We start from the raw sequence: 13,481 nt of genomic DNA, 5'->3' as shown, positions 1-13,481 counted from the left end.
AACTTGCTCAGTCCGACTTAGGGCTGCGGCGCGCCGCCACACCCACCAGCCCCAGGCCGGCCAGCAGCAGCGCGTAGCTGCCGGGCTCCGGCACCGCCGCCGTCACGCTGGCGATGCTGCCGGAAGGCAGGGTCAGCGTCAGGCCACCGGGCGGCGTCAGCTCGATCTGGAACAGGCTGCAGTTGTCGCCCAGCGCGGCATTGCAGCCGGGGCGGCCCAGATAGCTGCTCTGGTCGGCCGCCAGCAGCCCGACCGAGAAGGTCGTGCCCACCGGGCCTGGCGTGCTGGCGAAGGCGCCGTCAAAGCTCACGTCGAAGCTGATCTTGCCGCCCAGGTTCAGCGCGTGGAACAGATCGTTGAACTGCTGGGCATTGTTGAGCGTGAAGCCGCTGGCCAGATTGCCGCTGCCGCCGATGAGCTCGAAGTCGCTGCCGAAGGCACCGCTGAAATGCGTCAACGTGGCCGTGGCCCCGACCGCGGGCAGGCTGCCGGGATTGAACTGGATGTCGAGCCAGCCGCCGCCGGCCAGGCCGGTGGTGTCGATCACGGCGTGGTAGCTGGTGGCCGCGCCGGCCATGGCGCTGGCGCCTGCCATTGCCAGCGCCAGCAGCGTGTGGCGCAAGGCCGATACGGAAGTCTTGCTAGTCATGGTGTGCTGTCCTTAGAACGAACCTGAAAAGATCTTGCTGCTGTAGCTGATGGCAATCTTGTTGGGATTGCTGAAGCTGACCGGCACGCTGACGCTGGCACCCGCCGCCAGGTTGCCCGTCGTGGCGGTGATGTAGGGCGAACCGGCGTGCGTGCCGGTGGCGTTGAACAGGCTCACGCCGGCGGGCAGGCCGTCGAGCTGCAGCTGCAGCGGGCCGGACAGCGCCACGCCGCCCTGGTTGGTGAGCGTGATCGTGCCGTTGAAACGCTGGGTGCTGCGGTTCAGCACCAGGCCCGAGCTCTGCACCAGCACCGAGCCGCTGACGTCGGCCACATTCGCCACCGTGAAGCCCACGCTGGCCGAGCTGCCGGCGTTGTTGGCCGCGTCGTAGGCCGTGGCCACCAGCGCATGGCCGCCATTGGCGAGCAGCTTGGAATCGAGCTTGAGGGCATAGGGCGCCTGGCTGCTGCTGCCCTTGAGCGCGCCGTCCACGCTGAAATCCACCCGCGTCACGCCGACGTTGTCGCTCGCGTCGGCGGCCAGCGTGATCAGGCCGCTGCTGCCGCTGACGGAGGCGCTGACTTGCGGCGCCACGGTGTCGGCCACCTGGTTGACCCAGATCGGTGCCGACCAGAGGATCTTGCCGTCGGTCTGCGTCACCTTGGCGTAGTAGAAATGGTTGCCCAGCGCGGGCGTGAAGTTGTTGACCGCCGTGCTCGAGAACTCGGTGACCGTGCCATTGCGCTTGGGCACGCCCTCGTAGATCTTCACCGTGGCGGCTGCCTTGCCGGCGCCGGGCGCGTAGTTGGCGACGAGGTTGAGCGGGCCCGCATTGGTGAAGGTCTCACCCATCAGGTGACCGTTGGCCGTCAGCACCAGTTGCGAGGTCTTGTCCATGGTGGCGAAGACGCGGCGCGCCTTCAGCGCGTCGATGAAGGCGTCCTTGCTCAGCGGCACGCCGCTGGGAATCAGGATGCCGGTGCGGTTGGTCGACGAGGCACCCCAATTGGCGCAGTGGTTGTCCTGGTTGGTCGAGAACGCCACCTTGAAGCCGGCCTCCAGCGCCTTCTTGCAGGCACCCTCGTAGCCGCTGTTGCCGTTGTCGGACTCGTTGATGGTGTTGGAGAAGGCTGGCGTGTTCATCACCTCGCACAAGGCCATCGCCTTCTCGCCATCCGCGGTGTAGCCGAATGCCACGTTGTTCACCAGGTACTGGCCGCTGCTGGACGGATGGTTGAACTGCCCCACCAGGCCGCGCTGCGCCATCAGGGCGTAGAGCTTGTCGGCGATGTTCTTCTCGGTATAGGTATCGGCCAGCAGCTCGTTCTTGGCGTTGTATTCCCAGCCCAGCAGATCGGTGGAATTGAAGATGTTCAGGTGGCCGCCGCCGCTGATGGTGCCCCACTCCATGCCGTACACGCCCAGGAAGCTCGGGTTGGCGGCGTTGAATGCGGCAGCCTCGGCCAGGCCGGCCTTGTACAGGTCCTTGGCGTACGCGGGAGTCTGGGCCGTGTTGGTGCTGGTCGAGCCATCGAACATGTGGTTGTGTTCGGAGGTCACCAGGATGTCGAGCCCGCGCTGCATCGCGTACAGATAGGCCTCCTTGGGGCCACGTGCCATGTTCGACTGCGGGTCGTTCTCGCCGGTGCAGGCGCCGATGATGCCGCCACCGTCGCTATGACCGGTCTGGCTGTGCAGATTGCCCAGGTAGACCGTGTAGGGCAGGCCGTTGCTCACCGGCGCGGCCAGGGCCTTGCGCTGCGCGGGCTTGGCACCCGCGGTGCCGCTGCCGGCGCGCGCCGCACTCGCCGTTGCCAGCGGCTTGAAGGCCGGCATGGACGGCGGCGTGAGCACGCCCACATGCATGTCCCAGGCCTGCTCGATCACGTCGTCGGCCGCAGCGCTCAGGCTGGCCTCGACGAAGTCTTCCATCAGGCCCACGCTGGGCAATTGCCCGTTCGCATCGGCGGAGCTGGCGCTCAGGCGCACCTGGTAGACGCCATCGGCGGCGGCCATGCCGGCCTGCCTGCCGGCCCAGTCGACCTGCACCGCGATCTCGCCCTTGACCAGGGTCTCCACGCCATACCAACGCTGCACCAGGGCGCCGGCGGGGTCCAGCAACTCCAGCCGCCAGGAGATGGTCTGGGTGCGCTCCACCTGCGGGTACTCGAAGCGCAGCGTGAAGCTGCGTGCCTCGGCGATGGCCGTGGCATCGGCGCGGTAGGGCACGTGCAGGGTGGCTTCGAATTCCTGGTGATCGGGGCTGATGGCGCCGCCGATGGCCAGGCCCGCGGCCGAGAGCGCGGCCAGCAGCACGATGGCGCGCGGTACGAGTTTGAGCGAGTGGCTAGGCATGGTGGTGATGGTCATTCCAGCAAGAGGGCGAGACGGTCGGACGGAGGGGCATGCCCGCGCGGGCGGGCATGCCGGCTCGTCGGGCTATCAGTTCGAACGGCGGCGGCGGGCCATGAAGCCCACCGTGCCCAGGCCGGCCAGCAGCAGCGCGTAGGTGCTGGGCTCGGGGACGGCGGGGGCGATGACGCTCAGGCTCAGGTTGTCGATCGCCAGGCCATGGTCGTTGCCAGCGTCGTTGTTCTCGGCCCAGCGCACCCACAGCGTGCTGCCGGCGGCCCAACTGGTGTTCACGACACCGCCGCGCGCCGCCTGCAGGCCGGCGGCGTTGCCGTCGACCTTGCCCGCGGTGGCCGTGTTGACGACCGAAGTCCAGTCGAAGTTGCCGCCGGGCGTGACCCAGTTGGCCACCGTGGCGAAGCTGGAGCCGAAGCCGTACTGCAGCACCATGTTTTGCGCGGCCAGGGTGGTGTTGCCGCCATTGCGCCACTGCTCGCCATCAAAGCCGATCTTGAAACCGGAGAGGTCATGGCCGGTGGCGTTGTCGAAGGCCACGGCGATCCAGCCCGACAGCGAGCCCGAGCCAACGCCACCCAGCGCGCGCTCGGTCGAGCCGGCCGCACCGAAGCTGCGGAACTTGCCGGCGTTGCTGGTGCCGTCATCGGCCAGGTAGGCGGTGACAGCCGTCAAATTGGTGTTGAACAGGCTCCAGCCGGGCAGCGTGGAGTCATTCGCCCAGACGACGGTGGTGCCCGTGGTCGCCAGCGAGTCGAACGACTGCGCATAGTTGAAAGCACCGCTGCTCACGGTGATGGCGGCCTGCGCCGGGGCGGCCGCGAGCATGGCCGCGGCGGCAAGCGCGCTCAGCGCGACGGTGGGTTTGAAGTTCAGCATGGTGAGGATCCCTCGGTCAGTTGGAACAACACAAAACTCGGACGCGACACGTCGGGCTCGCCCTTCGGTCACGCTCGCAAACGTTTGGCGATTGCATAAAAACGTTTGCGCATCCAGGAAAAAATCTGGGCAGTCAAAGCATCACGCTCGGCCACCCGGTGCTGCGCGAACAAACTGCAATTCGCGCGGCAAAACAGTCAGCGGGACGAACAGAACACCGTCGTCGGCTGCCGCTTCGCTGCGGGCAAGCATAGCGAGTCGATGCCGATTTGAGCGTGTCAGTTCCGTGACTTGGCGCGTGCTCCCCGCAGGTAAGGGGCCGCGCAAACCCTGACGCCATGGGCGCGTGAACCCGCACGGTGCGGGCCGCGCATCAAGCTGGGGCCAGGTCTTGCCCAGGAGGTGCCATCGCGGTGCGCGATGGCACGCACTCAGTCGTAGAGAGCCTTCTCCGGCCGTCTCGCCAGCACCGCGATGGGCGGCGCCCAGCGTTCGCCGCGCGACTTCTTGCTCGTGACGAGCGTGATCTCCGAGGGCTCGAACACTTCCACGTTGTGGGTGATGGGGGTGGTGAGCAGGTACTGGGCGCGGGTGGAGCGCAGGAAGTGGCCGACCAGCTGGATGTTGCGCACGTCCAGGTGGGCAAAGGGTTCGTCGATGAAGACGAAACCGCCGGGCGAGTCGTCGTCCTTCATCAGGCCCACCAGCAGGATCAGGCTCTTCAGCACCTGCTGGCCGCCCGAGGCCTCGCCGTCGTTCAGGCCCACCTCGCCCTTGCCGTCGAAGTTGAACTTCACATGCAGGCCGGCCTGGGCCAGCACGGTGTCGTCGTTGTCCAGGTGCGGCAGCTCGGCCTGGGCCAGCACGCCGGCCAGTTCGCCGAGCTCCTGGACGTTCTTCTTGTAGCGGCGCACGGTGGCGCGCAGCACATCGATATAGCGCTCGCGGGCATTGAAGGCGGCGATGCGCGCCATCTCGTTGCTGGCACGGCGGTCGTCCAGCTGGGTGCTCTGCTCCAGCACCGAGACGCTCATGCGCGCATGGCGCTCCTGCACCTGGGGGTCGGTTTCCCACACCCCGGTGTCGAGCTCGGCCTGCACATGGCGTGCGGCGATCTCGGCCTGCTTGGCGTTCTCGAACTCGTCGCGCAAGGCCTGCAGCTTGGCCGGCTGTACCCAGGAGGCCGGGAAATTGCCGCGTGCCTCGCGCGAGGCCTTCGCGGCCAGGGTCAGGTCTTGCCGGCGGCTTTCATGCTCGCGCTGCACGCGCAAGACGTTCTCCTCGCTGGCCTTGAGCCCGCCCTGCGCGGCCTCGTAGTCGCGTTCGCTGCGGGTCGATTGGGTGAGCGCGCGGTCATGCTCCTGCTCCAGCGCGCCCATGCGGGTGCTGGCCTCGATGCGCGCCTGGCGCAGCGCCGGCAGGCGCGCCCTGCCCTCGGCAAATTCATCGCTGCGCTCGGAAAGCTCCTTGGCGGCCTTGTGGCCCTGGGCGGCACGTTGCGCGTCCTTCAGCTGGCGCTCGACCTCGGCCTGCTCCTTGGCGATGCGGGTGAGCTCGCCGTCATAGCGCGCCAGCTCGGCTTCCAGCGCCTTGCGGCGCGACTCCATCGCCGAGACGCCGAACTGGTACTCGCGCGGCTCCACCCAGAGGCTGCGGCCGCCACGGCCGTCGCGGTAATAGGCGTCGGGGGTGATCCATTCGCCCCCGGCACGGGCGCCGGCCTCGGTGTCCTTCACGCAGCGGATACCGCCCAGCTGACGCAGCATCCAGCCGGGCACCTTGGCGTTGATCTTGAGCGCGGCCAGCAGCGAATCCTTGGGCGCCACGGCCGGCGCATGCTCGGCGTCGGCCACCACGTAATGGCGGTAGCGCTCCTTGGAGGCTAGGCTGAAGGCGCGGCCCTCGTCGCTGCTGTGCGCCAGCACCACCACCCAGCGCGAGGGGCGCAACATGCCTTCGGCGGCGGCACGCCAGGTCTCGTCGGCGATGTCGATGCAATCGGCCAGCACATGATGGGTTATGCCAGCTTCGTCGAGCGCACGGCGGAAGCGCGTCACCTCGGCCGGCGGCGGCGGTAGGCGCTGGCCCGTCATCGCCTCCAGCGCGGCCTGGGCCTTGCGACTCTGGTCATTGGCGCGGGTAAAGCTTTCGCGCAGCCCATGCTGCTGGCTGGCGAGGCTCTCCAGGCGCTGCGTCAGCTCCTGGGCGTCGGCCTCCACCGCGGCCAGGGTCTTGAGCTCTTCCTCGCGCTTGGCGAGCAGCTCGAAGGGGCGCTCGGATTCGCGTGCGGCGTCGAAGGCGGCACGCGCGGCCTTGCGCTCGGACTCCAGGTCCAGCAGCTTCTGCTTGGCGGCCTGCTGGGCCTCGAAGAGGCGATGCAGCTCGGCGCGCTTGTCGGCCATATGGCGCTGGTCGTGGGCGGCGAAGAGGCGCTGGCGGTGCAGCTCGCGCAGCGATTGCGCAGTGCGCTGTCTGCCTTCCGCCCACTGCAGCACCGGCACCACCTCGCTGGCCAGGCGCTCGCGTTCCTTCAGGCGCAGCTGGTATTGCTGGTAGCTGTTGACGCGGTTCGCCAGGTCCGAGAGCTGGGCCTGGGTGTGCGAAAGCTCGTGCGTGGCCTGTTCCACTTCCTTGAGCAGCTGCTGCTGGTGGCTGCGCGCCTGGTCGTAGCGGTCCAGCACCTCCTGGTCACCGAACACCTCGAACACCAGGCGCAAGAGCTCCTTGGGGCTGAGCTCGCAGAGGCGGTCGGTCTGGCCCTGCTCCAGCGCCAGCACGCGGCCGATGGCGCGCGTGAGGCCGGCGGCCTCCAGGCGGCGCTTCCAGGCCTCGATGCCCATCCAGTCCTTCTCGGGGCGGCTGGCCAGGGCCTCGATCTCGTGCACGCCGTCCACCATCACATAGCGGCGCTGCCAATCGCCGCCATGGCGCTCGATGCGGCAGGCCAAGGTCACCTGGTCGGCATAGAGCAGCGAGCTGCCGAAGGGGCGGCTGCTGTTCTGGCGGCCACGCGGGCGGTTGTCCACCAGGGCGCGCAGCCAGGCGGTCTCGGCGTTCGCGTGCCTGGCATAGGTGCGGAAGGTGCGGCCGCCCGAGCATTCCAGGCCCAAGAGGGTGCGCATCGCATCCAGCAGCGTGGTCTTGCCCGAGCCATTGGGGCCGGCGATGGTGATGATGGCGCCGTCCAGCGGCATCGAGACGCGCTGGCAGTAGTCCCAGTGCAGCAGTTCCAGGGATTGCAGATGAAACATGTCTCAGAGCTCGCTGTCGTCTTCTACTTCGGCTATCACTTCTTGTTCGGCTTCGCGAAGCCGGGCGAGCGCGGGGGCGGCAGTGGGGTCGGTGCTGCGGGCCAGCACCTCGGCCAGGGCGCCATCGAGGATGCGCGGCGCCAGGGTGTCGTAGTCCAGCAGCAGGTCCAGCAGCGGCCCCTCGGCAATGTCCTCGGCGCGCCGGATGATGAAGCCCTGGCGTTCCAGCAGCTTGAGGTTGGAATCCAGCCGCATCTTCTTGCCCAGTTGGTTGCCGAAATCGGCCAGCAGGCTGCGGTAGCTGAGCGTGGGCGAGACACTGGCGGCCAGCGGCAGTGGCTTGTCGGTGGCGAACATCTCGCCCTGGCCTTCGCCCTCCTTGGCGTCGGCGCGTGCCACCTGGCGCTGGCGCTTGGGCAGGATGATGAGCGACCACAGCACCACCAGCAGGGCCACGCCATCGCGCGGCAGGTCGAGGTTGTTGTTGGCGGCCAGGCCGGTCTCGCCGAACACCGCCACCTCGACCGGGCGCAGCATCGCCACGCTGATGTGGTCGGCATAGAGGTTGTCGATCACGCGCAGGCCCACGGCGGCCAGGCGCGCGCCCAAAGCGCCCCAAAGCTCGGTATCGATCAGGGCGCGCTTGACCAGGGGGTGGTTGCGCGGCAGCCAGCGGCGCGCCAGCAGCTGTGCCGCGAGTTGCGCGGCATCGTCAAAGGTGGAAGCACTCATGAGGAGGAAGATTCTTCGCTGGCAGGAGGTGTCGGGCTTTTTTCATTGCCGTGCTCGGTGCTATGGAGCACACCACGGCTCATCCACGACACGTATTCGTCATCAATTTCGCCCTGCTCGGCCGACCAGCGCACCCGCCAGGGCTGGCGCGCCATGTCGCCGGTGGCGCCCTGCAGATGCTGGGCCTGCACATCGCCCAGCAGCGGCAGCAGCTGGGCACGGTAGGAGGCGCGCGCATAGCTGCCGCCCAGCACCGCCGGGGACAGGTCTTGCTCGGCATGGCCCGCGCCGCTCCACTGCTGCAGCAGGGTCTGCAACGCCGCCATCTCGGGCGGCAGGCTCAGCACCGCCAGCTGGCCCTCGGGCGCGGCCATGCCCTGCGGCAGGGGCTCCAGCTCCTTTGGCTTGGGGCGGTCGCGCTCGAACTCGGCCTCGCACATGTCCAGCAGCTCGTGCTGGCTCACCAGCACCGGGTGCACCGGGCGCGAGAGCGCACCCAGGCTGAGGTTTTCCAGAAAACCCACGCCCTGCAACCAGCGCCGCACATCGGTGGTGGTGATGCCGGTGGACCCCAGGGTGACGCGCTGGCGGTCCACCTGCTGCAGCGCGCGGTTGAACTGGCTGGCCATCGCCAGCAGGCGCGCCTGCGCCAGGCCCAGCTCGCGCGCCAGCCGCTCCAGGCGCGCATTGCCCTCGGTCTGGGCCTGCTCGATGATGGCCTTGAGCGCGTCGCCGGCGCGGTCCACCAGCTTGAGCGCGCGCTCGAAACGCTGGCGCGCGCGGCGCAGATGGAACTCGCTGCCGCTGGCGATCGCATCGGCGAATTCGTCGTACAGCCGCGCCAGCTGGGCCTGCAGATGGTGCAGCTGGGCCGGGTCCAGAGTGCCCAGTTGGTGGGCGCCGGCCACGTTGGCCAAGAGCGCGGCCAGGTCGGCATCCTGCTCGGCGGCGCGTGTCAGCGGCGAGAGGATGCCGATCAGCTGCTGGGCCAGCGGCGTCACGCCGTATTGCTGGTTGGAGCCATCCCAGGCCAGCAGCTCGGCCTCGCGCAGGCGCTTGAGCACCAGCTCCAGGGCCTCGTCGCGCAGCATGTGGAAGTGGCGGTTGAGGGTGTCGCGGCTGACGCGCGACTCCGGCAGCGCCATCAGCTCCAGGAACACCCAGACGCGCAGGCGCACCAGCGCCGCAGGGCCATGGCACAGGGCCCGCAGGGCATTCAGCTGGGCCTCGTTGCGCTCCAGCTGCCACCACAGCAGCGCCTCGCCGGGGGCGCTGCCTTCTCGGAAATAGTCTTCAAAGCGCAGCTCTTGTTCTTCATGCTCTGCGCCCACCATGCTTTCGCTCATCGGGCGATTATCCCAGGCTGGATGGGGCGATCCGGCTAGGATGCACCCCAAATGCAAACAGCTGTGAATGGTGATCTGGGCTTGGCCTTGCTGGGGGCCTGGCGGCGGCGCGAATTGCTGGCATCGGCCGGCTGGGCCTTGCCGGACCCCGCGGGCATCGGCAACGCCCAGGAGGCGGTGGTGGCCGCGCTGGACGGGCAGACCTTGCCGGGCTTCTGGAAATCCGGCGGGCCGCGCCGGGAAGCGGCCTCGCTGAGCCATGCGCCCCTGCCCCGTGCTGGCGTACGGCAGGTCCAGGGCGCCACATCGATGGACTTCAGCGATCTCTGGCTGCCCGCCTGCGGCATCGAGGCCGAGATTGCGCTGCGCCTGGGGCGGGACGTGAGCCCGGCGCTGGCGGCCGGCCTGGATCAGGCCGCGGCCACGGCCCTGGTGGATGGCATGGCGGTCGCCGTGGAGCTCACCGCCTCGCGCTGGCGGGAGGCCGACGCGGCGCCCGAGCCGCTGCGCCAGGCCGATCTGCTCTCACATGGCGCCCTGCTGCTGGGCCCTTGGCTGGCGCCGGCGGCGCGCGACTGGGCCGGTCAGACCTGCTGGGTGGAGATCGAGGGCCAGCCGCGGCTGCAGCGCCGCGGCAGCCACGCGCTGGGCGATCCGTGCTGGTTGCTGCCCCACTGGCTGCGCCATGCCACCCGCCATGGCCAGACCTTGCGGGCTGGCAGCGTGGTCACCACCGGCTCATGGACCGGCACCCTGCCGCTGTCGCCGGGCCGCGTCGCCCGCGTCGGCTTCGAGGGCCTGGGCGAATTGCGGCTCAGGACTTAGGCGAGCAGCGGCCGCTCCAGATAGCGCGCCTGCTGGCCAAAGCTGGCGAGCTTGCGCTGCAGCGCCGCGGGCAGCTGCTGCAGGGGCGCGAAGCCATGGCGCTGCCAGTACGGCAGCGAGCCCTGCACCGCCACCAAGCCCATGCGGCCCAGGCCCAGGGCTTGCGCGCGCGCCTCCAGCAGGGCCAGCAGGCGCCGCGCAACACCCATGGCGCGGCCCGCCGGCGCCACCGCCATATCGTGCAGATAGAGCAGCTGGGGCTCGGCTGGCAGGGCGCATTGCGGCGCGTCCAGCGCGGGCAGGGTCTCGGGGCACAGCGGCAGGCTCACCGCATAGGCCAGCGGCTGGCCCGCCCGGCTGGCCAGCCAGCAGGTGCCCAGTGCGGCAGCGGCCCGCAGCTTGGCCTCGAAGGCCTGGGCACTCTCCAGAAACTCGGGCCCATAGCACTGGGCCTGCAGGGCCAGCACGGCGGGCAGATCCGCCGGGGCCATCTCACGAAATACCAGGTTCACATCAACTCACAAAACGTGCCAGCAGCCGCGTGCCCAGCGGCGTGAAGATCATGACAAAGGCCAGCAGGTTCAGGCTCACGCAGAGCCAGAACAGGCGCTGGAAGCTCGGCTTGCGGTTCTTGTGGCGCAGCAGCTGCTGGGCCAGCAAGGCACCGGGCCAACCGCAGACGAGAGCCAGGGCATGCAGCGTGCCCTCGGCCACGCGCCAGCCTCCCTTCAGCGCGGCGCGCTTGTCGCCCGCATAGACGATGAAGGTCGCCACGCTCATGGCCAGGTAGAAGCCCCACAGCGCCTGCGGCACGCCCCAGGCCAGATGCACACCCAGCACCAGCAGCGCAAAGCCGGGGATCAGCCAGAGGCTGCTGCCTTGGCGCGCCGCCGGCGGTGCCGGCGCGGGCCTGGGCGCGGGGCGCGGCTCCAGGCTCTGCACCTTGAGTGCACGGAGCTTGCCCTGGGCGTCATGGCCGGCCGCGTAGCTGAGGCGTTCGCCCACGAAGGGGCGCTGGGCCCGCAGGCCAAAGGCCTTGATGTGCACAAAGAGCTTGGCGCCACCGCCCTCGGGGGCGATGAAGCCATAGCCCTTGGCATCGTCCCACTGGACCAGGATGCCTTTCTGTCTATTCGTCATGATGGGGCGGGACTGTGCCATGAAAAAAAGAAAAGCCCGCCGAAGCGGGCTGTTCTCAAGCAAGGCAGCAATTACCTGCCGAAGCCACCCTTGCGCGGGCCGGCCGGGCCACGGCGGTCACCGCCGAAGCTGGGCTTGCCGCCGCCACCGAAGCTGGGCTTGCCGCCAAACGAGGGCTTACCGGCAAAGGAAGGCTTGCCGGCGTAGGCAGGCTTGTCACCAAAGCTGGGGCGATCGCCACGCGGGGCGAAGCCGCGGTCGTCACGGGGCGCAAAGCCGCGCTCTTCACGCGGCGCGAAACCACGCTCCTCGCGCGGTGCAAAGCCGCGATCGGCGCCACGGTCGTTGCGATCGGCGAAGCGCGGGTCGAAGCGCGGTGCACCGTCACGACCGACGTCACGACCGAAGGCCTTGCCGCCACCATCGCGGTTGCCGGCAAAGGCCGGACGGCCGCCATCGCGGTGGAAGGGCTTGCTGCCGAAGCCCTTGTTGAAGCCGCTCTTGTTGGCGTAGCCAGCACGCGGGCCACGGTCTTCAAAACCACCGGCACCGGCGGGGCGCGGCGGGAAGATGCGCGGTTCTTGGGTCTTGGGCTCGAGGCCGGCGATCTGCGACACCGGGATGGTCTGGGTGGTGAACTGCTGGATGCGACGGATCATCGAGACGTCGTCACGCACGGCCAGGGTCACGGCCAGGCCTTCGCGGCCGGCACGGCCGGTACGGCCGATACGGTGCACATAGTCCTCGGCCTTCATCGGCAGACCGTAGTTGATGACGTGGCTGATGGTGGGCACGTCGATACCGCGGGCCGCCACATCGGTGGCCACCAACACGCGCAGTTCGCGGCGGCGCAGGGCCATCAGGGTGCGGTTGCGGCGGCCTTGCGGCATGCCGCCATGCAGCGGGGCCACGGCGTGGCCGATTTCCTGCAGGCGCTCGGCCAGCCAGTCGGCATCGCGCTGGGTGCTGGTGAAGACCACGGCCTGGTCCAGCGTGGGCTCGGCCAGGATGGCTTCCAGCAGCTGGTCCTTGTGGTTGTTGTTGTCGGCCCAGTGCAGGCGCTGGGTGATGTTCTCGTGCGTGTCGGTGTGCGAAGCCACCTCGATGCGCTGCGGATCATTCAGCAGGTCTTGCGCCAGCCGGCCCACATGGCCGGCGAAGGTGGCGCTGTACATCACGGTCTGGCGCGTGGCCGGGGTGTGCGAAGCCACCACCTTGATGTCGTCGATGAAGCCCATGTCCAGCATGCGGTCGGCTTCGTCCAGCACCAGCATCTCGACGTTGTCGAGCACGCACTTGCCGGATTGCAGATGGTCCAGCAGGCGGCCGGGGGTGGCGATCAGGATGTCCAGCGGGCCCATCAGCTGACGGATCTGCAGGGGGTAAGGCATGCCGCCCAGCACGGTGGCGACGCGCAGGCCTTGCACATGGCGGCCATAGGTCGACGCGGCCTTGGAGACCTGCATCGCCAGCTCGCGGGTGGGGGCCAGCACCAACACCTTGGGGCCGTAGATCTTGCCCTTTTCGCGGCGGGTATTGTTCTCGCCACGCGAGGCCAGGATCTTCTCCAGCGCGGGCAGGATGAAGGAGGCAGTCTTGCCCGAGCCGGTGCGCGAGGAAACCATCAGGTCCTTGCCAGCCAGGCCGGCGGGAATCGCCAGCGCCTGCACGTCGGTGGCGGTCTCATAACCGGAATCCTTGACGGCGCGCAGCAGCGCTTCATGCAGACCCAAATTTTCAAAAGACATCGTTTTTCTTTCAACAAAGCCCTGCCCTGCCGGCCTGGAAACCGGACAAAAGCAGTCCTTGCCGCGCTGCCTCAGGCATGCGTGGCAAGACAGTAAAAGTCGCTGGGAGACAAGCTCGCGTCGATCACCGAGGCAGGCATGCGCAAGCGCTTGAACGCTTGGTGGCACGCAGAGGTGAGGCGCCGGGGGAACAGTCAAAGCGACGGCATCGCCGCCGACCGAACCCGAGGGTGTTCAGCGCGTCACGGCGAGTTGAAGGTAAGAATCAACTGCTGTGGCCTGAACGAGGTCAGAGGAGACGTACGAACCGCTGCGTGAAGCTTCTCTTCTCGAGATGGGAGCTTTGCAGCGAGAACGCGACTATAGCACGCTAGGGTTTTCCCCGGCAAGTCTTATCGACGTGACTTTCTGCCGGCCTGCGCGCCTGCTACCTATACTGGGCCTCGGTCGGCAGTTCACCCAGGCCTTGCCGCGCGACCCGGTCGCGAGCTAAACCTGCCTTTGACAATTCGTTTTGGTCACGCGGAACACGTGTGCCAAGGCT

10 protein-coding genes are annotated in these 13,481 nt (G+C 68.4%); 1 reads left to right on the top strand and 9 read right to left on the bottom strand.

Annotation, left to right across the window (positions count from 1 at the left end; genetic code table 11):
- Positions 1-7: 7 nt before the first annotated feature.
- The 6 genes from PFX98_RS17635 to PFX98_RS17610 all read right to left on the bottom strand — a co-directional run bounded on the left by PFX98_RS17635 (position 8) and on the right by PFX98_RS17610 (position 9,224).
- Complete coding sequence (locus tag PFX98_RS17635) at positions 8-649, bottom strand: NF038129 family PEP-CTERM protein (protein WP_285231797.1); 642 nt, start codon at positions 647-649, stop codon at positions 8-10.
- Positions 650-661: 12 nt separating this feature from the next.
- Positions 662-3,004 carry a CehA/McbA family metallohydrolase gene (locus tag PFX98_RS17630; protein ID WP_285231796.1) on the bottom strand — a complete coding sequence of 781 codons (2,343 nt, stop codon included), beginning with the start codon at positions 3,002-3,004 and terminating at the stop codon, positions 662-664.
- A gap of 87 nt (positions 3,005-3,091) precedes the next feature.
- Positions 3,092-3,895 (bottom strand): PEP-CTERM sorting domain-containing protein, encoded by an 804-nt coding sequence (locus PFX98_RS17625; protein WP_285231795.1) that lies wholly within the window; start codon positions 3,893-3,895, stop codon positions 3,092-3,094.
- Positions 3,896-4,326: 431 nt separating this feature from the next.
- Positions 4,327-7,146, bottom strand: coding sequence for an ATP-binding protein (locus PFX98_RS17620; protein ID WP_285231794.1), 2,820 nt, complete (start codon positions 7,144-7,146; stop codon positions 4,327-4,329).
- Positions 7,147-7,149: 3 nt separating this feature from the next.
- Positions 7,150-7,878, bottom strand: a complete 729-nt coding sequence (locus PFX98_RS17615) for a hypothetical protein (protein ID WP_285231793.1) — start codon at positions 7,876-7,878, stop codon at positions 7,150-7,152.
- Positions 7,875-9,224 carry a hypothetical protein gene (locus PFX98_RS17610; protein WP_285231792.1) on the bottom strand — a complete coding sequence of 450 codons (1,350 nt, stop codon included), beginning with the start codon at positions 9,222-9,224 and terminating at the stop codon, positions 7,875-7,877. The genes PFX98_RS17615 and PFX98_RS17610 overlap by 4 nt, the downstream gene beginning before the upstream one ends.
- A 51-nt stretch (positions 9,225-9,275) precedes the next feature.
- Here PFX98_RS17610 and PFX98_RS17605 point away from each other — a divergent pair, with 51 nt between their 5' ends.
- Positions 9,276-10,049, top strand: a complete 774-nt coding sequence (locus PFX98_RS17605; protein WP_285231791.1) for a fumarylacetoacetate hydrolase family protein — start codon at positions 9,276-9,278, stop codon at positions 10,047-10,049.
- Here PFX98_RS17605 and PFX98_RS17600 read toward each other — a convergent pair.
- The 3 genes from PFX98_RS17600 to PFX98_RS17590 all read right to left on the bottom strand — a co-directional run bounded on the left by PFX98_RS17600 (position 10,046) and on the right by PFX98_RS17590 (position 12,937).
- A complete protein-coding gene (locus PFX98_RS17600) occupies positions 10,046-10,540 on the bottom strand; it encodes a GNAT family N-acetyltransferase (protein ID WP_285231790.1) in 495 nt (164 codons plus the stop codon). The two genes, PFX98_RS17605 and PFX98_RS17600, sit on opposite strands and share 4 nt — an antisense overlap.
- A 22-nt stretch (positions 10,541-10,562) precedes the next feature.
- On the bottom strand, positions 10,563-11,189 hold the full coding sequence (locus tag PFX98_RS17595) for a DUF1294 domain-containing protein (protein ID WP_285231789.1): 627 nt from the start codon (positions 11,187-11,189) through the stop codon (positions 10,563-10,565).
- A gap of 71 nt (positions 11,190-11,260) precedes the next feature.
- On the bottom strand, positions 11,261-12,937 hold the full coding sequence (locus tag PFX98_RS17590; protein WP_285231788.1) for a DEAD/DEAH box helicase: 1,677 nt from the start codon (positions 12,935-12,937) through the stop codon (positions 11,261-11,263).
- Positions 12,938-13,481 lie beyond the last annotated feature (544 nt).

Source organism: Paucibacter sediminis (assembly GCF_030254645.1).
Taxonomy (GTDB): Bacteria; Pseudomonadota; Gammaproteobacteria; order Burkholderiales; family Burkholderiaceae_C; genus Paucibacter_B; species Paucibacter_B sediminis.
Note: the sequence above shows the minus strand (reverse complement) of the source record. Positions and strands in the feature narration are given on the sequence as shown.